Source organism: Chthonomonas sp., assembly GCF_035294505.1.
Taxonomy (GTDB): domain Bacteria; phylum Armatimonadota; class Chthonomonadetes; order Chthonomonadales; family Chthonomonadaceae; genus Chthonomonas.
The window spans coordinates 1-19,978 of the sequence record NZ_DATGKU010000024.1 but is presented as its reverse complement, the minus strand read 5'-3'; the positions used below and the strand labels follow the sequence as shown (position 1 = coordinate 19,978).

Genomic DNA, 19,978 nt, shown 5'->3' with positions numbered 1-19,978 from the left:
TAGACCCTATCTCTATACCTTCCCTAATCCCTTTACTCACTTAAGCTGGGGCGGCACGCCCCAAGCACTGGAACAGCAGACGCAAACCAGCTACTACCGATGGCCGCCGGTGCCGAGCGAATACAAAACCCTTTTCACGGGGGCGCCGGTTCAATACATCGTGCTCGGCTACGCTCGTAACGATTGGCCTATGCCCAACGATGTTTACCCGCTTTTTGCCGAAGGCGCCTTAAGCGACCCCCACTACGGTCTCATCGCCATCTGCCAGGATGGATTGGTGCTGCAGCAAGGTGCCGACCATAAAGCTGGGCTACAAAAGCTAGCAACATATACCGGTGTTGCCATCCATAACGCGCGTGATCTTGACCGTGCCTTCTCACGTTGGTTGGTCGGCCAATGGTAACGAGGAGAACCAACAATGAACCAACAAACTGCATATAGCGGCCCGCCTTGCTTTAGGCGGTTGAAAGGTTTTACGCTTATCGAGCTGCTGGTGGTTCTGGCAATTATTGGGCTATTAGCAGCGTTGCTCTTTCCGGTATTTGCCCGGGCGCGCGAGGCCGCCCGGGGCCTAAGCTGTCTTTCCAACGAAAAGCAGATTGGCACCGCGCTTCTGCTCTATCTACAAGATTATGATGAGACCTACCCCATGAGCCGCCTTCCAGACGCCACCCATCCCTTAAGCGGGTGTATGGCGCCGTCCCCACTTTGGAACCCGTCCGATCAGCTTGAGGGCAGTTCGATCAACTGGAAACGGGAGATCGCTCCTTACATCAAAAATCTGCAGGTTTTTGACTGCCCTTCCAACGCCTACGCCTGGTACCAAGGCGGTTTCAACGGCACTATGGGCGACGAATCGAACTGGGCCTACCCTCGTTCACAATGGCTCCCTGCCTCGTATGCCTACAATGGGGCTTTCTTTCATGAGGCCGTCCCGCCTTGTTGGTACGGCGAGCCGCGTGTGCGCCCCCGATACCTCGCCGAGATAAGCGCCCCGGCACAACTCCTTTGGGTGATCGAATCGCGCTATAACTATCCCGATCTTGGGAACTGGTTTCTCACCTTGACAGCCCCCGATGGTCGTGGTGGCCTGGGGGCCTTTCAGTCGCACAACGGGGCGATCAACTTTCTCTTTGCCGACGGGCACGCCAAGCGCCTAAAACTCGCCGCCACCTGCATGCAACATCTGTGGACGGACGTCTATCCCGACCCCGAAGACTCTTGCAAGAACGTGAGCCAGATTCCGCCGGAGTACCGTTGATTAAGAGGAAAGGCGCCCTGCCCCAGAAAATCTTGCGATTTTCTGGAGACCCCAGTACTGGTCTTGAGCGCAGCACCGTCGAGTAGTAAGGAGAGTTCCCTAAGTCTGTGCGTTCCCCTGATAGGCCGCCGCATAAGCGGCCTTTAGACGAGATAGGGCCGGGGCGGCCAAAGTCGCCAGCTTCCCTTGAAAGTCGCACTCAATGGAAAGACGCCTGTTGTAGCCGCATTGGTAGAGGGTACGGAATAGAGCCTCGTAGTCGTAGGAACCCGTCCCCGGCGCATACCGGTGCGTGTCGGCGGTATGTACGTGCAACAGAATGTCGGCAGCCGCGAGAATAGCATCGAGCGGTTCCGACTCGCACTCCATGTGAAACGTGTCGGCAAGAACGCCCACCCCCGGCCGAGCGACCTCCCGGGCATACGCTGCGCCCTCGGAAACGAGGTTAAGAACGTTGCACTCACGCCTGTTCAGCGGCTCAATGGCCACCTTTACGCCGGTACGTTCCGAAGCGTCGGCGCAGAGATGGAGGAAGTCCAATATCTGCTGCCGTGCGACCGCGCGGTCGAACCCGTTGGGGATATGGCGCGCGCCCCCGCTTCCAAAGACGATGATCTCCGCCCCTAATCGGGCGGCTCGTTCGAGTGCGGTGTTCACATAGCGGCGCAACCGCTCGAAATCCGCCTCCGGCCCTACAATTTTGCCCGAACGCACAAACGAGTTGAACGCCTCAACCGGCAGAGGCATCTGCTCGATTCGATGCCGGTGGGCTGACCATGTGCTATCGTCCGTTTCCGGCGCAAGGTCGGCAGCAACGGAAAGCTCGATGTAGTCGTAGCCCGCCTCCGCCAGGATCGGAGCGGCATCCACCCCAGCACATACACCAAATCGCATGACTATTGTTCTCCTTCCAACTCCTCTAACCCTTGATCACATAGTCGTACCTGCATGGTGATAACCGCGCGCAGAGAGAGCCGAATGCGATCACGCAGCATCTGCACGCGCACGGTGCCCTCCCGTTTGGAGGCGTGGAGGGCCGCCAAGCTTTTTGTGTTTCGCCTCTGTGCCCAAAACGGGGCCAAGAGGGCATGCGCATCCGCCGAGATACACTCCTCCGTCTCGCTGCAGTGGGGCGCAAAAGCCCGGCAAACGTAGTCGTATCCGTTGGTTTCCGCGCGCGCCGTAAGCACAATGCGCTCGGCATCGAGGTCGCGCAAGAGGTTAAAATCCGGCTGCAAGGCGCGTAGCACCGCCTCGGAAGATAGAGCAACAAGATAATCTCGGTTGTTCTTGCCAACAAAGATCGGCACGACACCAAGCCCCACATGCAACGCGGGTGGGGCGGGAGCCGGTTCGGTTTTTCGGGCCGGCAGTTCCATCTCCAACCAGCCGTTTTCGACCTGCACCTCCAGCTCCTCATTCTCTGTATGGAACACCGATTTCTGCCGTGCATCCGCTAACAGATGGGCTGCGGCCAAAGCGCCGTGCGTACAGGAGGGCATGAGGGTTAGGGGCGTAAAACAGCGAAGATGCCTGTTCGTTGCACCGGCCGGTTGATAGCAAAATGCCGTTATAGGACTGTTTAGTTCCGTCGCCACCGTTTGCATCCAGGGAGTTAAAGGCGACTTCTCTAAAGGACACACGGCAACCCGATCCCCCTTGAAGGGGCGATCGGAAAAGAGGTTTACATAGGTTATCTCTTTTGGCATTCTCTCCTCCATGGGCAGCTGAAGGCAGTGCAGTGCGTTGAATCGTCCTTGTGTTCTCTATTTGTGCAGAAAGTAGATGGCGAGGCCTAAAAACACAACGAGGGCCAAGCCGGCATAGAGCAAAGCGAAACGCTCGCTTCGGCTATAACGAAAGGCACGCCAGTTGACAGCGATGACCACCACCGCGATGGGAACCAGCGCAGGCAGATCGGTTGAAAACAGGAAAACGAAGGCCAAATAACCCGTAAGCACCACGAGCAAGGCGATGATGGTGGCACGATAGGCACGAAGGCTCATGCCGAGTCGCTGGAAACAGGCGAAAAAGAACGCCACAAAAAGGAAGTCGGCAAACCCAACGGCGAGTTGCATAGGGGCGGCACCGCGAGCCGAGGTGGGAAGTTTTGCCGTGAGCGTGGCCATGGCTGTTTTTTGGAGAACGGCATGCCCTTTCGGCGCATGGGTGGCTTGGGTTACGACACCACCGCCAAACACGGTGAAAACATCCACGAGAGCGAGCGCAACGGAGATAGGCAGCAGCATCTTGCGCTCGCGCACGAGGCGCGACAGCCAGTGGCCCACGCAGCAGGCGCACCAGATGAGCAGCAGCGTGCCGGCCCCTGGCACAAAACGGGAAAGCAGGAGGTTTGGAACAACGGCCAAAAAAACCCATTTAGGAAGCGGGATAAGGGTATTAAGAACACCGAGCAGAGGTAACGGAAGGAAGAGCGCGAAAGAGAGCACGCTGTTGATGAGAAGGGCTTTCGGCGAGGCCAAGGCACTTACAAGGCCGATGGCGAACAGAAGGGTTAACGGCAGGGCCAGTAGGGTAGAAAGCAGAATATAGAACTCCGTGCCCGGCAAGTAGGCGGTGAGCAGATAGAGGCCGATAAGCCCCAGGCCACTTAACAGGACAAGCCCCGTTCCCTTTTGAGGAGGGAGAGGCTGCGGCCGTTCTTCCTCTTGAGACAACGTTGGAAGGACGCCGTTGTCGGAAGAAAGTTGGGTTGCGTCGGATGCCTTAGACAAGGAAAGCTCCAACAAGAGATCTCGTGCTCATCGCTTGCGAGGCGCCTGAGCGATTAACGCCATCGTTCTTGACCTGACGGGCAGGCGTGACGGCTTTCAGAAGCGTATGGCTCGATAGCTTTTTCTATATTATAGAATGCTCCATCAAATACGTCAAGTCTCTTTTGGCGATAGTCTCTGCAGCTTTCCTCTGCATTCACTAAGATCGAGGTGGATTGAGGTATAATAAGAGTAGAGACCGATGTTTTTCGGTTTGAGGAGCGCTCTGATCGCATAGACCGCCTCCTTTGATTTTTGATGGTTCGTGCCGTTGCCGACAGTTTAGATTCCTCAGCGCAGAGGCATCTAGAAACACAAACCCTTTTACCGGCCTACGCCCCTCCCTTCCCTTTGTGCGCACTACCCCCACAGGTCTACAGGATAGGCAAAGGAACGCCTTTAAGGAGCGGAGGACGTTGGGCATCTCCTGTTTCTGCACCCACTCTCAACCTAGTTTAGGCCTGAAGGCCTCATTATCCTTTTAGAAGGAGCGACCTATGAGCGAAAGCAAACTACGTATTGTGATAGCCGACGATGAGCCGATCATTCGGCTCGACCTCAAAAAGATGCTGGAAGATAGCGGCTATGAGGTGGTAGGCGAGGCGGGCGACGGTGTGCGCGCCCTGGAACTCGTCCGCAACCTCAAGCCGGATGTGGTAATTCTCGACATCAAGATGCCGGAAATGGACGGCATAGATGCTGCACGGGTCATTACGGAGGAGAAGATAGCGCCGGTGCTTCTGCTAACGGCCTATAGCCAAATTGACCTCGTAAATCGCGCGAAGGATGCCGGTGTCTACTCCTATCTCGTCAAACCGTTTAAACAGGCCGATCTCATGCCGCAGATCGAGGTGGCCGTGGCCCGTTGGGAGGCCTACCAGAAGATCGAGGAGCAGGCGGCAAGTTTGGAGGAGAAGCTGGAGACGCGCAAGGTGGTAGACCGCGCCAAAGGCATTCTTATGGATCAGTATGGCTTGAAGGAGCAGGAGGCCTTTCGACGCATCCAGGTGCAGAGCATGAACACGCGTAAATCCATGCGCGAGATCGCCGAGGCCATCATCATTGCCCACAACATTTAGCGCGATGAACCTCTGCTGTCATCGCTGCGTATCGAAAATGTAGGGAGGGAGGCCCTGATGCGCGAAAGAGCCTATCGGCTGCGTACGCCTCGCTCGCGCCGGCTGTTTGCCGCGCTGCGACGCAGCGACGACCCGGATGTAACCCTCTTGCAGGAGGAGTTAGATCGTCGGGACCGTCAATTGCGTGAGGCGCACCTGCTTATCGAACAGCTGCGTGCGGAGCTAGAAGAGAAAAAAGAGGAGGCCGATGCCCTGCGACGGGTAGGGGAGGCAACCGGTTCCGCGTTCGACCTTGAGGAGATGCTTAAGGTCACGGCCGATATCGCCACCCGCATCACCGGAACCGATTCGTGCCAGGTCTACCTGTTCGACCCAGATCGGCAGGAGTTGGTGTTGCGGGCGGCCGACGAGAGCCTGCGCGATCTGGTGGGGAAGATACGCCTCAAAATGGGAGAGGGCATCACCGGTTGGGTCGCCCGTGAGCGCAAACCCGTTCTCGTCAGTAAAGATGCCTACAAAGACCATCGCTTTAAGCTTTTCCCCGAAATGCACGAAGGCGAGTTTCAATCCATGCTTTCGGTGCCTCTTGTCACGCGTGGCGAGATATTGGGCGTTATCAACGTGCGCACGCGCCGCCCGCGAGAGTACACGCGCAACCAGGTGCGTCTCCTTTCGGGCATTGCAAACCAGGTGGCCGGAGCCATCGAGAGGTCGCGCCGATTTCGGCAACTGGAACGCCATGCCGTTCAACTGCATTCGCTGTCCGAAGTCAGCCAGGCGATAACCTCTAACGTCTACCTGGAGGAGCTGCTTCATCTTTTCGTGAATATGGTGGCCCGCACCATGGGCTACAAAATATGCACGGTGATGCTCCTAGATACCGCCCGTAATGAGCTGGTGATCAAGGCGACGCAGGCGGAGAATCAGGAGTATATCGGCAAACCGAACCTGAAGGTGGGCGAGAGCATTGCCGGGAAGGCCGTGGCCGAAAAACGCATTCTTACCGTGCTGAATGTACAACAAAGTCCCGACTATGCCTCGCCGGAGATCGCGCAAAAGGCGGGTGTTGTCTCCTTGGCCAGCGTGCCGATGATGCTGCAGGGCAACGTTATCGGCGTCCTCAACTGCTATACGGCCAAAGAGCATGTTTTTACAAAGGAGGAGTTGGCCATTCTTCAGGCGCTGGCCACACAGGCAGCCCTCGCGGTGGAACATGCCAAGCTGCTTGTGCGCTCCGCCGTCATCCAGGAGATGCACCATCGTGTAAAAAACAACCTGCAGCAGATCGCCAGCCTCGTTCGCCTGGAAATGCGCTACTCCAAATACACCACCGTGGAGGACGCTCTCAACGACACGCTCTCTCGCATCCTCGCCATCTCCAGTGTGCACGAACTGCTCTCTCGCGATCTCGACACGGTAAGCATCAAGAAGGTGGCCGAGTCCATCCTTAATGCCACCAAACAGAGCGTGGTGCCACCGGGCAAGATCATCCACTCTCAAGTGGAAGGCGACGATTTTCTGCTGCCGTTGAACAAGGCCACCTCCATGGCCCTCGTGCTCAATGAGCTTGTTCAAAATGCGGTGGAGCACGGCTTTAAGAACATCCACGAGGGGCGCATTGAGATTTTGTTGCAGGAGCAGCCCGACTGTCTGCTGCTACGCGTTACAAACGATGGCGAGCCGCTTCCGCCTGGCTTCAGTATTCGGGCGGAGGACAGCCTTGGTCTCTCCATTGTGGAGACCTTGGTGCGGGGTGACCTCAATGGCACCTTCAATCTTGAGAACGCTCCCGATGGGCAAGGGATTATTGCTACCGTGCGCGTGCCGCGCTAGTTGGGTTGTATGGCAGAAAAGATGCAAAGTGGGCTATTGAACTTCCGAAAATGATAATATCCTTTTTTGCGTAGGGATACATAAGGACATAGGCTACTCAACAGCTTTGCCCTTGTGAGGAGAAAGGGAAACGTCTATGGATCGCGCAGAGCGTGCCGAGCTGGAAAAATGGATAGATATCATTACCCAGAAAGCGGCGGAGCTTGGACTGGATTTCTATCCGGTGCATTTTGAAGTGGTGCCCGACCACGTTATCTATGAACTTGGAAGCTATGGGCTGCCGGCTCGTTTTTCGCACTGGACTTTTGGCCGTGACTACCATATTCAAAAAACCATGTACGAGTATGGCATGGCCAAAATCTATGAGATCGTCTTCAACACCGATCCCTGCCAAGCCTTTTTATTAGAGAGCAACTCCATGCTCGCCCATAAGTTTGTTGTGGCCCACGTGCTCGGCCACAACGACTTTTTTAAGAACAACGTCTACTTTGAACAGACCGATCGCAAGATGATCGAGAAGGTGCGCTTGCACTCAAACCGCATACGTCGCTATGAAGAAGAGTACGGCCCGTTGGTGGTGGAGGAGTTTCTGGATGCGGTGCTCTCCATTGAGTATCACTTTGACATTCATGCCACGGCGCCTTTCCATCGTAAAACTCCAGAAGAGTATGAACAGGAGCGACGTCACCCTACGCGGCATGCCACCGAATTCGACGATCTGTGGGTTATTGGTGAGGAGCGATCGCTTCAGCCCGAGCCTGCTCCTGCTCGACGTATTCCTCCCGAACCTGATTATGATTTGCTCGGCTTCCTTCGCGACTATGCGCCGGAACTTGAGCGGTGGCAGCGCGATATTTTGAGCATGATCCGTGAGGAGATGCTCTACTTTGTTCCCCAAATGCGCACCAAAATCATGAACGAGGGATGGGCTTCCTACTGGCATGAACGAATCCTTTCCGAGATCGATCTCACTCCAGAGGAGCATTTTGAGTTTCGCCGCATGCACTCTGCGGTGCTGTCGCCCGGTTCGCGTATGTCGCTGAACCCGTACTATGTGGGCTATACTATTTTTAAGGACATCGAGCGACGCTGGAACGGCGAGCCAGACCCCGACTATCCGGAAACGGATTGGCGAGACGAACCCCTGCCACGTCCTCAAGGCGAAGGTCTCAAGAAGATATTTGAGGTGCGCCAGCTTGAGTGCGACACCTCTTTCCTGCGGAAATATCTCACCGAGGGGCTTGTCAAACGCTTAGACCTCTACACCTATAAACAAGAGGAGATCAACGGGGAACTCGTGTGGGTGGTTCAGGAAACGGACTGGCGCAAGGTTCGCGATACTCTGCTGGACAGTATGACCAATTTTGGCATTCCCGTGATTACCGTGGAGGATGGAGACTACCAGCGGCGTGGTGAACTGCTCCTGAAACACCACTATGACGGCAAACCGCTCGATAAAGACTATGCGCGCCGAACACTCCGCTACATCTACCAAATTTGGAAACGACCGGTGCATATTCAGACCGGGCCGAATGGGGAGGAGATGATCAGTTGGGACGGGAAGGAAATTATCGAAGAGCCGGCTTAGGGCATGGAGAGTGAAGGTTATTGCCATTTAGCTTTTCTCTTCACCGATATAGAGAAAAGCAGTGCGCTTTGGGAGCAGCACCCCACTGCGATGGAGCGTAGCCTGGCCTGGCACGACGCGGTTTTAAACGAGGTCATCGAGCGTCACCAGGGCCATGTGTTATTGCGTGAGGGCGATTCGTTTCGGGCTGCTTTTGAACATCCGCTTCAGGCCGTAAACGCCGCCCTAGAAGCCCAAATCGCCTTTGTAGAAAACGCGAAACGCTTTACCGAATCGAGCGATACAGCCCCATTGTTGCCCATCCGCGTGCGGATGGCTTTGCATTGGGGCACGGTGTATTGTCAAAATAAGCTGTTTATCGGCGCGTGCCTTTCGCGGGGAGCGCTGCTTGTGTCGCTGGCTTTCGGCGAACAGATTCTCCTGACCCACGCGATACAAGAGCGTTTGCAGGGGTCTCCCTTGCCCGACGGGGTGAGCCTGCAAGATTTGGGGCTGCATCGCCTGAAGGACCTAGGCCAGCCGGAACCGTTGTTCCAACTTTGCCATCCGCGCTTGCCTGCGCAGTTTCCCCCTTTGGCCTCGTTGGGAGCGCAAAAGACGAATCTGCCTGTCCAGCTTACCTCCTTCATAGGGCGCGAGCGCGAGCTGGAGGAGATTCAACGGCGACTTCGACCCCTTCCGCAGTCCTCTTGCCGCTTACTTACGTTGATAGGGCCGGGCGGCGTGGGCAAAACGCGCCTTTCCTTACAGGTGGGGGCCGGTTTGCTAGACGATTTTTCGGACGGCGTGTGGCTTGTGGAGCTGGCAACGCTCAAAACGCCCGAACTTGTGCTCCATGCCATCGCGCGTGTGTTCGGCATCCAAGAGGAGGCAGACAGGCGACTTCAAGATGTGTTGTGCGACTACCTCCGCCCCTTACGCCTGCTGGTGATTTTAGATAACTGCGAGCACCTCCTCACCGCCGGCACGGAGGGGAAATGTGCTGAGGGCAGCACCGCCGCCTTGGAGGCGGTCTCATGGATTCTCGCCCATTGTCCCCAAGTCGTTTTTTTAGCCACGAGCCGTCAGCCTCTGGGTCTTACCGAAGAGCAGGTTTACCCTCTCTCTCCGCTCTCTCTGCCGGAGGATGCGGACGTGTCGTTCGATCGGCTGCTTCGATACGATGCGGTGCGCCTCTTTGTGGAATTGGCCTGGCGGGTTCGGCCCGACTTTCACCTTCAGCCCTCAAACGCTGCTCATGTCGTCTCTATTTGTCAGCAGGTGGATGGCATTCCTCTCGCCCTTGAGCTGGCCGCGGCACGTCTCAACATTCTCTCCGTCGCTCATCTCGCAGAGCGCATTCAGCAGCGTTTACATCTCCTCAGCCGTGGCAGTCGTGTGGCTTTACCGCGCCAGCAGACGCTTCGCGCCCTCATTGACTGGAGCTATGAACTGCTCGACGAGCAGGAAAAGTTGCTTTTTTGTCGGTTAGCCGTTTTTGAGGGAGGGGCGACGTTCGAGGCCATCACGCAGATCGTGGATGACAATCCCCAAACTTGGGAGCTTTTGAACTCTTTGGTGGCCAAATCGTTACTGATATGCGACGCCTCAGAGCGTGCCACACGATTCCGCATGTTGGAGACCCTCCGCGAATACGCTTGGGAGAAGTTTATCGCCCTGTCCGAGATGGAGCGTTTACGCGACCGGCATAGGGAGTGGTTTCTACATTTTGCGCTGTCCCATTTAGATGGGCTTTACGATGAACGCACGGCGGAAACACTCTCGCAGTTTGAGGCCGAACACGCCAACTTTCGCGCTGCGCTTGCATGGTGCGTTCAGCAGAAGAACGTGGCCGATGAGTTGCGATTGGTCAACGCTTTGCAACGTTTCTGGCTCGTGCGTGGGTACTTGAGTGAGAGTTTAACCTACCTAAAAGCGGCGCTAGACCATGCGAAGGAGGCACCGCCTTCCGGCGAGCGCTACAGGGCCTATCTCAGCGCGGGGGCACAGTGCTGGGCTGCGGGCAACTCTATCGAGATGCCGACCTACTTTGAGAAAGCTGTCGCGGAAGCTCGAGCGCTTCAACATGCTTCCTATACCGCAACCGCTTTGGCCAACTACGGGGCGGCACTAATCTATCTCGATCAAATTGAAAAGGCGCGGGTGCTGCTGGAGGAAGCCTATGAGATAAGCCGCCAATCGGACGATCAGGAGTTGAAAGCGGCGTACTTGGGCTATCTGGCCACCGTGGCTCAGGAGGAGGGCAACTATGTCAAGGCCGAGGCGATCACTTGGGAGGTTAGGAGGGCATGGGAGCGTTTGTCCAATCAGCACGCGCTTGCCTCGGCCATCAACAACCTGGGAATCTATGCCCGTAAACAAGGCGACCTAGTCAAGGCACGCGCCTTTGCCCAGGAGAGCCTTCTTTTGCGGCGCCAGATCGGCGACAAGCACGGATTTGGATGGTCTCTACTGGCTTTTGCCGAGTTGGAAGCGGCTTCGGGTCGGTACGAGAGGGCGGCGCGTCTCTTCGCTGCCGCGAAAAAGACATTTTCTCATGGCTCGCCCCTTACCCCCTCTGAAAAGCGCGACTATGAGGCGCATCTGAGACAGACCGAGGAGGCCTTGGGAGAGGCTCTCTTTACACGCTACTATCGTGATGGGGAGGCGTTGAGCCTTGAGGAGGCCATTGCCTACGCTTTAGAGGAGAACGAGGCCGCATGTCGGTAGACAATCGTTCGTTAGCCGCACGTTTGGAGAGCCTCATTCGGCTTGAGGTATGCAACGGCTGCACCCAGTGTAGTCTCCGCTGTGCGGCGGGCACACGTGCCTCGCGCGAGGAGTGGGAGGCCATACGTGGCTATGTGGCGCAGATGAGTGCATCGGAGCGCGAGGTGTTTGAACAGAAGCTCAGACAGCCAAAACAACAGGCGCTCGGCGACGGCATTGAGGTAACCCTCTGTCGTTTTTTGGATAGGGATACCCGTTTCTGTACCATCTATCCGGTGCGCCCGTTGGTGTGTCGGCTTATGGGGCATGTGGAGTGGCTGCCGTGTCCCATTCACAAGGTAGAGCACCCGATGCCGCGCTCGGCTGCCCTTGAGATTTTGGAGGCCTACGCGCAAACCGAGCGCCGCTCTTTTGAGGAGTGGGAGCAACTCGCCCCGTTGTTGGAGGGGCACTTAAGTGAGGAATAGGAACGACGGTTTAATGCTTGCTCAAATAAAATTTAGGAATGACAGCCTGGTACAAAATACGTTTCTTCATAGAGAAGTGGACTATTCCAGGCATTTGCTGTATCCGCGTATGATGAAAGACTGCCGACCGCAGGAACGCTTTTAGCAAGGCTGCATGTATAATATAGACAAAGTCGGTATGCGGCTTTTGCGTTAAGAGGAACCCATGCGGGCTAACGCCGTTTTCAAAAAGCTGTGCCTGTTTTTAGGCTTGGTGTTCGCTTTAACACCGGCCCTGCCGGCGGTTGCCTCTTGGCAATGCACCGACGGAACCCCCTGCGCTCCCCACTGCGTGCTAAAGGCGTCGTCCTTAACGGAATCGCCCTGCTGCTGCGGGCATCTCATGGCACGTTGCCCCCGCTGTAGCCGTGTGCTAACGAACCCGTCGAATCCCTCCACAAGGCCGGCACCCGCCCTAGGGGCACAACGCTGTGTGCAGGTTCTGCAAAAACGTTCGCATGCGGTAATTCTCCTTCGCACCGCACCGCAACAGGTTGCAAACTACGTTCCTGTCAGTCGCTTCGCGCTTGCGCCCGCTATCCTCAGCTACCTTGCGTTTCCTCAAACCTCCTTCTTCTCCCTATGGCGTTTTCTGCGTCCCCCTCCTAATCGCGCCCCTCCTACCTCTTTCTAGCCTACTACCTACGGTTCTGCCTCTGAAGACCCGTTGAGTCTTTTCATTGCCTCATAGGGTTGAAAAGGCAGTAAACACTATCTTCTGCACTAGAAAGAGGAAAGAGAAATGAAGCTATCTTTGTGGCTGCTTATCGGGGCTATCCTATTTACAGCCTATACGGCCTACCGGATGCACCGAATCGGTCTGCGCCCTCACTTAACGCTACGCCAACTGGCTGCCGGATTGCTGGGCACACTCTTGCTGTTGGGTGCGCTCCTGCTCGCCCGATGGGTTGTGACGAAACATACGCCGCCGGGGCACATGAGTGTCATCGAGGCGCAAGCCATGGATATGTCGGCAATGCACGCACCGGAGGGGGCGGCACCGGTGGCCGTCTTTACAGCGCACTGCGCACCCTTCAACGCCTCCGTGCGCTACGCCGCTAATGCCGTGGCCTATCAGGAAGAGGCGATCAACCCTCGCGTGACCGGCGTTCTGGAATGGATGCCGTTTTACCCCAACATGCCGGTTCATAAAGGCCAGGTTTTGGCGCGGCTCGATACAGCCGAGTTGCGCACCAAAGTGGCCACCGAAGAGGCGGCTGTGGCGGAGGCCGAACACGCCGTGTTGGAGGCCCAGGCGCAGTATCGGCAGGCCAAGGCGGCTTACCAACAAGCCCAAGCTCAGGTGAAACAAGCGCAAGCACAGGAAAAAGAGGCTCAGGCCGATCTAACGGTAGCCCAACAAGACCTCATGGCACACCACGAAGAGGCCAAAATCGCAGAGGCCAACCTCGATAGCGCTCTGGCGCAGCGTGATGAAGCGCAAGGACGCCTTGCCGCCGCCAAAACGAACCTGACTTACTGGACCCGGCAGAAGCAACGCGATGACGATCTGCTGGCGAAAGGGTTTCTCTCCCAACAGCAGGCGCAGCAGGATGCGGTGCAGCTGCAGAACGCAACCGCCGAGGTCGCCTCCGCGGCAAGCCGCTTGCAAAGCACCGAAGCCGCCATTCGTGCGGCCAAGGCGCAGCAGTCTCAGGTGCAGATCGGGCTGCAGCAGGACGAAACGCTGATCGCCCAAAAGCAGGCGGCCCTGCAGGCCGCTCAAGCCCAGGTGCAGCAGGCGCAACAGGGTGTATCCTCCGCAAAATCGGCGCGTGATGCCGCCCAACAGGCGGTCGTTCGTCAAGAGGCCGCCTTAGCCCAAGCGAAGGCGCAACTTCAAACGGCACAGGTGGTCTTGGGCTACACGGCCATTCGGGCCGATTGCGATGGCGTGGTTACGCAACGCTTAGTTAGCCCCGGCACGCTCGTGCAGCCCGGACAGACCATCCTGATGGTGGATCAGATAGACCCTATTCGAGTACAGGCCCAAGTGGCTCAGGAGGATGCCACCCGGCTGCATGTCGGCGACCCTGTGCTCGTCCGCACCGGCGGGCCCCATCCGCTCGTCTACCGCTCTCGCGTATCGGCCATCTTTCCAAGCGCCGATCCGGTCGCCCATACCGTTATTGTAGAGGCTTTAGTTGCCAACCCGAACGGTCGCCTGCACCCCGGTGACTATCTCACGCTGCAGGTGGTCTATGCCAAAAGCGCCCGCGCCCTCATCGTGCCCTCCTCGGCCATCGTCTACCAGCCTCAACCTACCAGCCCCGTTCTTGCGACGAAGGCCACGCCGGCCGTGTGGGTTATGCGACGAGGACGCCCTCAGCGCATCGTCTATACCTGCACCATGCATCCCCAAGTACAGCTTGATCATCCGGGGAGATGCCCTATATGAGGCTGGCCATTGGTCCGTGAGGCCATTGGAGGACAGTGGAAAGCCCATCTTGTTCCGGTAACGTTGGGTGGTACCGGCGAACGGTATACCCAAATTCTAAGCGGAATTCAGAGCGGCGAACAGGTGATCTACGAGGGATATCGGTCGCTGCATGAGGGCGATCCGGTGGTGCCGGTGCCGTGGGGGCCTGAAGGCCCGGTCGCTTTGCCAACAGCGGCCCAAGTGAATCGCGCCTTGAATGCCCCGGTTGGCACGTCTTCTCATGCGATGCCGGGAATGGCGATGCCATCGGGGGAAGGAGGTCGGCCATGAGCACCGATCCCTCCATACGCCCTTCAGGCGCATCAGGTGTACCACGGCGTAACCCATTGCATCTCATCCACGCCTGGGCGATAGACCATGCCGCCGTGGTGATCGCCTTCTATGTGGCGGTGGTGCTGTGCGCTGTTTTTGCCGTGGCTTTTGTCATCCCGCGGCGCTTTGCGCCCTATGTGCCCAGCCCCATGCTTGGAATCGTCACTATGATGCCGGGTCTCTCTGCCCAGGAGATGGAGACCTACGTTAGCAAACCTATTGAGGAGCAGATGGTGCAGATAGGCGATCTGCACTACATCCGAAGCGTCTCACAGGATGGCTTCTCCATCGTTATTTTGGAGTTCAACTACGGGGTGGACATTCAAAAGGCGCGCACAAAGGTGCAGGAGCTATTAAACGTAGCCAACGCCTTTTTGCCGCCAACCACCGCTAACCTTAAACCCTCCTTCGTGATACCGGTAGACCCTCTGAACCTGCCGATTCTCTCTCTCGCCCTTACCGGCGATCCGAATAGCGGTTGGACGCCGCAAAAGCTGCGCCAGTTTGCCGACAACGTGGTGATCGCACGGATAAAGCAGGTGCCCGACGTCGATTCTGTGGTGGTCTTCGGCGGCTACCGGCGTCAGCTACAGGTCATCGTGAACCGAAATAAGCTTGCTGCCTACGGCCTCTCCATCCTCGATGTGCGCGATGCGATAGACCGCTACAACCAGAGCCAACCGGGCGGGGTGCTTACGCAGGGAGATCAGGAGAGCATTGTTCGGGTTAATTCGTTGGCACGCAGCGCGCAAGATGTCTTGAACTACCCGATTACGGGCATGGCCGCTGACAAGCCGAATAGCCAAAGCCCTCCGCGCACCGTCTACGTTCGCGACGTAGCCCGTGTAGTAGACACCTACTGGGAGCGACGGTCGGCCTATGAGTATCTCGATCACGCGCCGGGCAAGTCGGGGCGGGTAATGCCCGCCATCGAGGTTTCGGTCATTCAGAACCCGGCCGCCAGTTCCTACACCGTGGTGCCGCAGGTGCGGAAAGTGCTTACGCAGTTAGAGCGCGAATATCCTGGAGTGCACTTCCATACGGCCTACGATAACGCCCATTTCGTCGGCATTCTGTTCCATAACGTGTGGGAGGAGCTGGCCGTGGCGGTGGTGCTTACGGCGATCGTTATTGTGATCTTTTTGGGCGAATGGCGCGGCACCCTCATCGCGCTCATCACCATTCCCACCTCCCTGGCCATCGCGGTGCTGATGCTTATTCCCATGCACATGACCTTCAATAGCGGCACGCTCATCGGGCTGCTTATTGCCATCGGTCGGCTTGTGGACGATACCATCATTGACATTCACTCTGTGGAGCGCTATCTGCAGAAGGGGCTTTCCCCGCGTGAGGCCACCATCGAGGGCATTGCGGAGGTTCGTCTGGCCGTTCTGGCCTCTACCCTTATGATTCTTATCGCCTTGCTGCCCCTGTTGTTTTGTGGAGGCATTACGCAATTGATGTTTGTGGAGCTGGTCTGGCCGCTTATCTTTGCCCTTCTTGCCTCCATGATGGTCTCTTTCACCCTTACCGCCGTGCTCTGCGCGAAAATGCTCCGTTCCCCTGTTGGGGAGGCGACCGACAGAACTCCACCGCTTCTGCATTCGTTTTCATGCTTCTGCCAAAGATGGCTTGGCCGACTGGAAGGGGCCTATGCAAGGGCCTTAAGGCGCCAACTTGCGAATCGGTTTTGGGCGTTCGTGCGTGTGGGGCTTGTGGTTATTGTGGGTTTTACTTTCTACAACTTCATCGGTTCCGAGATGATGCCTTTGGCCGATACCGGCCAAGCCGTGGGCTTTTTAGAGATGCAGCCGGGAACCTCCTTTCAAGCCACAGAGAAGGCGGTTCATCGCTTGGAGCAGATACTTCTGAAATATCCGGAACTGCAAAAGGCCTCTATTGAGATCGGAACCGAAAGCATGTTCGAGAGTTGGAACCCTTATTTCACCGGTTACCAGATGCCGCAGGCTGACGGAGCTGCCCTTATGCTCACCTTTAGCGACAAAGATGCGCGGAAACGCACCATTTGGCAGATTATAGATGCTGTTCAGAAGGAGGCGATGAACACCATTCCCGGCATTCGACGGCTTCAGATAAAGGAGATGGGATCGGATGTTATGGCCACAGCGGACGCTCCCATTCACATCAACCTCTACGGGCCGAACCTACATGTGCTTTATCAACTGGGTAAGCAGGCCCTCGCCATCGCGCAAAAAACTCCCGGCCTTGCGCAGCCCGCGCTTACCTGGACGATGGGGGTGCCCGACTATGAGGTGAGGGTAGACCCGGCAAGAGCGGCTGCGCTAGGTCTCTCACCCCAAAATGTAGCGGAACAGGCCTACTATGCCCTTCATGGCGGGCTTACCAGCAGCTTCTACTACCTGCCTGATAATCTGCGTCAAGACACGATTTTGGTTCGTTACGACTCGCAGGATCGGGCGACCCCGCGCGATCTGGCCGAACTTTACCTCTCAACGCCCGATGGGAAGCAGGTGCCTCTCGAAAGCGTGGCCCAGATTCTCTATCGCTCGGCGCCTACGGCCATAGAGCACGACAATTTGCGGAGGGTCATCGGCATTACGGGGTTCTATCGTAAAGGAGGGCCGCCCTCGATGGATCTCACCATGGAAGTGATGATGCGAGCGATGGAAAAGTTGAACTTCCCTCCCGGTTACGGCATCGAGGTAAGAGGCGACATGACTCAGATGATGGATAGCTTCCGTCGCCTTCTGTATGGGCTGCTAATCTCCCTAGTCCTAATGTACTTCGTGCTTGTGGCGCAGTTTCGTGGCTTTCTACAGCCCTTGCAGATGGTCGCCTCAATACCGCTTGAACTGAGCGGGGTGTTTGTGGCCTTATGGCTGGCGCACCAGGCGTTCTCCACGGTCTCCATTTTGGGGATTATCGTGCTGAGTGGGATGGACATCACCACGGCGGTTTTGATGATAGACAGCATCATGCGTTACAGAGATCGGGGGGTTCCACGCGAGCAGGCCGTGATTGATGGAGGGGTGGAGCGTCTTCGTCCTATTCTCATGACGGCGCTTATTGAGCTGGCCGTAATGTTGCCGGTGGCGCTGGCACCAAAAACCGGCTTGGATGCCTATCAGCCTCTGGGAACCACGATCGTTGGCGGGCTGCTTGCGGGGACGTTCCTAAGCCTGTTTGTCATTCCTCTGATGCATACCTTCGTGGATGACCTTGTGCGTTGGACGCATCGCATCTATTTTGGGCGAGATTGGGAGTGGCATGCAGAGGAGCGATGAGAAAAGAGCATCGGGGACTGCAAGCAAGTCTCCGATGCTCGATAGGGCACATCTTTTGCGCTACTTTTCGGTCGTGTCGCCGTAGTAGGTGTCGCCCTCATAGTATGTCTGTCTTCTATTCTGGCATGTAACGTTTTTAGGCGGGTTGCGTTCTTTCAAAAAAGCTTGCCGATGTCGTCGTCCTGCGCCTTGCCCATCGTTGCCTTAAAAGCGTTCAGAAACCTTTGGCGCCCCTCTTCATGAGGAACGATGGGCTTTGCAGGATAGTGAGCGCTGCCGAACTCCGGAACCCACTGTCGGATGTACTCCATCTGTGGGTCGTAGCGCTCTTGTTGAAGCACCGGATTGAAGATGCGGGTAGCGCGCCTCGGGTCGGTGCCTGTGCCGGCAACCCATTGCCATCCTCCATTGTTTGCCGGCCAGTCGCCATCCACAAGCATCTGCATAAAGTAGCGCTCGCCTTTTTGCCAGTGGATGAGCAGGTCTTTGCAGAGATAGGAGGCCACCACCTGCCGTAACCGGTTGTGCATCCAGCCGGTTTGGTTCAGCTGGCGCATGCCGGCATCCACAAAGGGGTAGCCGGTCATCCCCGCTTTCCAGGCCTCAAAATGCGCTTCGTTCTCGCTCCAGGGCAACCTATCGTATTCCGGGTGCATGGGGCCTTTAAGCGCATGAGGGAAGTAGTAGAGTACGGCATGATAAAACTCGCGCCAGGCCAGCTCATCTATCCACTTCTGTGCCCCCGGTCCGCCCACCTTTCGGGCTGTGCGATAGCACTCACGAATGGAGATGGTTCCCCACTTGATATGCATCGAGAGGCGGGAAGTGGAGTCGGGATCGGCAGCGAAATCGCGTCTTTGATGGTAGTAAGGCAACCCGTTACGGGCAAACGCTTCGAGGCGCTGCAGGGCACGCTGCTCTCCGGCCGGCTCGATCTGTTGGCGAAGCGTAAGACCGTACTCTGACAGCGTGGGAATCGGCGCACTGCGGGCACGGTAGGTTACACGCAGACGGCCTAAGAGCCGTTCGACCGGGTAGCGCTCCGGCACGTTCACGAGGTTTTCCCACCGACGTTTAAAAGGCGTGAACACCTGATAGGGCTGGCCGGTTTCTGTTTTTATGCGCTCCGGCTCTACAAGCAGGATATCGGGATAGGTTTTAAAGGCGATGCCTTCGGCCTCGGCCAGCGCTTTGGCGTGCCGGTCGCGTTGCAGCGGATAAGGCAGGTAGTCTCGATTCAGATAGATGGCACGCGCCCCCACCTCTTTTGCCACGGCGATGACCTCTATTTGCGGGGCCTCCTTTACGCGGCGCACGATCAGCTGCCCACCGTGGGATTCGATGTCGGCCTGCAGTTTGTGAAGGGCATCGAAGAGAAAGGCCACACGGGCGGCGCCGATGTCGGGCCCGCGCAGGTAAGTGTCGTCGAGAACATAGAGTGCATAGACCTGCTCGTTTTCTTGAAGGGCTGCAAGCAGACAGGTGTTATCGTGAAGGCGAAGACCGCTACGAAACCAGACTAATCCCGTGCGAATCGGTGTGGTAGGCATCGAAATACCCCATCACATCATTTATCAGTAATACGCTTTAAGGTTGGGTATCTCTTCGTTGGACCGGAGAGTGTTAGGTTTGCAGCTCTAGAGCCAATTCCTAAAGCAAGCCTCCCTTGCTCGCCCCCTATCCCGTCCTTTTCCCCGATTCGGGAGGTGCTAGCGCACGGCGATGCAGCGGCCAGAGAGATAGGCGATTAAGGGAACGACACAGGCCGCAAAGGCGCCGTCCGCGAGGACGCCCACCGCGAGGTGCCCCTCTCCCTGATAGGGGGAGGGGAGTGGGGGGGCCTGAAGAGCCGAAGGCGACTGACCTTTCGTGCCACAGACGAGATAAACAACTGTCATTTCAAGCCGAATACAACTGTCATTTCGAGCCGAAGGCGAGAAATCTTAAGTTTCAGTCCCTACCGATAGGGTGGGGCTGCAGAGACTGCCAATCTCGCGGTTCTAGAGCAAGTCAGCGAAGTGAGCTTATCTTGCTCGCCCCCTATCCCGTCCTTTCCCCCGATTCGGGAGGTGCTAGCGCACGGCGATGTAGCGGCTAGAGAAAGAGGCGATTAAGGGAACGACACAGGCCGCAAAGGCGCCGTCCGCGAGGACGCCCACCGCGAGGTGCCCCTCTCCCTGATAGGGGGAGGGGAGTGGGGGGGCCTGAAG

Annotated in this window: 15 protein-coding genes and 1 pseudogene; 11 read left to right on the top strand and 5 right to left on the bottom strand. The window is 57.0% G+C overall.

What is annotated here, in order from left to right; translation table 11 throughout:
• Together VKV18_RS00855 and VKV18_RS00850 are read left to right on the top strand one after the other, a co-directional pair.
• A pseudogene (locus tag VKV18_RS00855) lies at positions 1-403 on the top strand (hypothetical protein); the annotation flags it as partial.
• A gap of 15 nt (positions 404-418) precedes the next feature.
• On the top strand, positions 419-1,261 hold the full coding sequence (locus VKV18_RS00850; RefSeq protein ID WP_324202337.1) for a DUF1559 domain-containing protein: 843 nt from the start codon (positions 419-421) through the stop codon (positions 1,259-1,261).
• A gap of 99 nt (positions 1,262-1,360) precedes the next feature.
• Here the strand turns inward: VKV18_RS00850 and VKV18_RS00845 are convergent, their stop codons facing one another.
• The 3 genes from VKV18_RS00845 to VKV18_RS00835 are packed head-to-tail and all read right to left on the bottom strand — an operon-like array spanning position 1,361 to position 3,996.
• Positions 1,361-2,155 (bottom strand): sugar phosphate isomerase/epimerase family protein, encoded by a 795-nt coding sequence (locus VKV18_RS00845; RefSeq protein ID WP_324202336.1) that lies wholly within the window; start codon positions 2,153-2,155, stop codon positions 1,361-1,363.
• 2 nt (positions 2,156-2,157) lie between these two features.
• Positions 2,158-2,970: a PhzF family phenazine biosynthesis protein gene (locus VKV18_RS00840; RefSeq protein WP_324202335.1), complete on the bottom strand. Its 813-nt coding sequence runs from the start codon at positions 2,968-2,970 to the stop codon at positions 2,158-2,160.
• A gap of 57 nt (positions 2,971-3,027) precedes the next feature.
• Positions 3,028-3,996 (bottom strand): hypothetical protein, encoded by a 969-nt coding sequence (locus VKV18_RS00835; RefSeq protein ID WP_324202334.1) that lies wholly within the window; start codon positions 3,994-3,996, stop codon positions 3,028-3,030.
• 536 nt (positions 3,997-4,532) lie between these two features.
• Between VKV18_RS00835 and VKV18_RS00830 the strand changes: the two genes are divergently transcribed.
• The 9 genes from VKV18_RS00830 to VKV18_RS00790 all read left to right on the top strand — a co-directional run bounded on the left by VKV18_RS00830 (position 4,533) and on the right by VKV18_RS00790 (position 17,768).
• Positions 4,533-5,114, top strand: a complete 582-nt coding sequence (locus VKV18_RS00830) for an ANTAR domain-containing response regulator (RefSeq protein WP_324202333.1) — start codon at positions 4,533-4,535, stop codon at positions 5,112-5,114.
• Positions 5,115-5,171: 57 nt separating this feature from the next.
• Positions 5,172-6,947, top strand: a complete 1,776-nt coding sequence (locus tag VKV18_RS00825; RefSeq protein WP_324202332.1) for a GAF domain-containing protein — start codon at positions 5,172-5,174, stop codon at positions 6,945-6,947.
• Between the two features lie 136 nt (positions 6,948-7,083).
• Positions 7,084-8,535 carry a SpoVR family protein gene (locus VKV18_RS00820; protein ID WP_324202331.1) on the top strand — a complete coding sequence of 484 codons (1,452 nt, stop codon included), beginning with the start codon at positions 7,084-7,086 and terminating at the stop codon, positions 8,533-8,535.
• 3 nt (positions 8,536-8,538) lie between these two features.
• The gene (locus VKV18_RS00815; protein WP_324202330.1) at positions 8,539-11,244 is read left to right on the top strand and encodes a tetratricopeptide repeat protein; all 2,706 of its coding nucleotides are present in this window, start codon (positions 8,539-8,541) and stop codon (positions 11,242-11,244) included.
• Positions 11,235-11,711: a YkgJ family cysteine cluster protein gene (locus tag VKV18_RS00810; RefSeq protein WP_324202329.1), complete on the top strand. Its 477-nt coding sequence runs from the start codon at positions 11,235-11,237 to the stop codon at positions 11,709-11,711. The genes VKV18_RS00815 and VKV18_RS00810 overlap by 10 nt, the downstream gene beginning before the upstream one ends.
• 205 nt (positions 11,712-11,916) lie before the next feature.
• A complete protein-coding gene (locus VKV18_RS00805) occupies positions 11,917-12,384 on the top strand; it encodes a hypothetical protein (RefSeq protein ID WP_324202328.1) in 468 nt (155 codons plus the stop codon).
• 108 nt (positions 12,385-12,492) lie between these two features.
• Positions 12,493-14,148 (top strand): efflux RND transporter periplasmic adaptor subunit, encoded by a 1,656-nt coding sequence (locus VKV18_RS00800; protein ID WP_324202327.1) that lies wholly within the window; start codon positions 12,493-12,495, stop codon positions 14,146-14,148.
• 9 nt (positions 14,149-14,157) lie between these two features.
• Entirely contained in the window at positions 14,158-14,460 is a 303-nt protein-coding gene (locus VKV18_RS00795; protein ID WP_324202326.1) for a hypothetical protein, read from the top strand.
• Positions 14,457-17,768, top strand: coding sequence for an efflux RND transporter permease subunit (locus tag VKV18_RS00790; RefSeq protein ID WP_324202325.1), 3,312 nt, complete (start codon positions 14,457-14,459; stop codon positions 17,766-17,768). The genes VKV18_RS00795 and VKV18_RS00790 overlap by 4 nt, the downstream gene beginning before the upstream one ends.
• Before the next feature lie 155 nt (positions 17,769-17,923).
• Here VKV18_RS00790 and VKV18_RS00785 read toward each other — a convergent pair whose 3' ends face one another.
• Together VKV18_RS00785 and VKV18_RS00780 are read right to left on the bottom strand one after the other, a co-directional pair.
• Positions 17,924-19,318: a deoxyribodipyrimidine photo-lyase gene (locus VKV18_RS00785; RefSeq protein WP_324202324.1), complete on the bottom strand. Its 1,395-nt coding sequence runs from the start codon at positions 19,316-19,318 to the stop codon at positions 17,924-17,926.
• Positions 19,319-19,477: 159 nt separating this feature from the next.
• The gene (locus VKV18_RS00780) at positions 19,478-19,666 is read right to left on the bottom strand and encodes a hypothetical protein (RefSeq protein WP_324202323.1); all 189 of its coding nucleotides are present in this window, start codon (positions 19,664-19,666) and stop codon (positions 19,478-19,480) included.
• Positions 19,667-19,978: the final 312 nt, after the last annotated feature.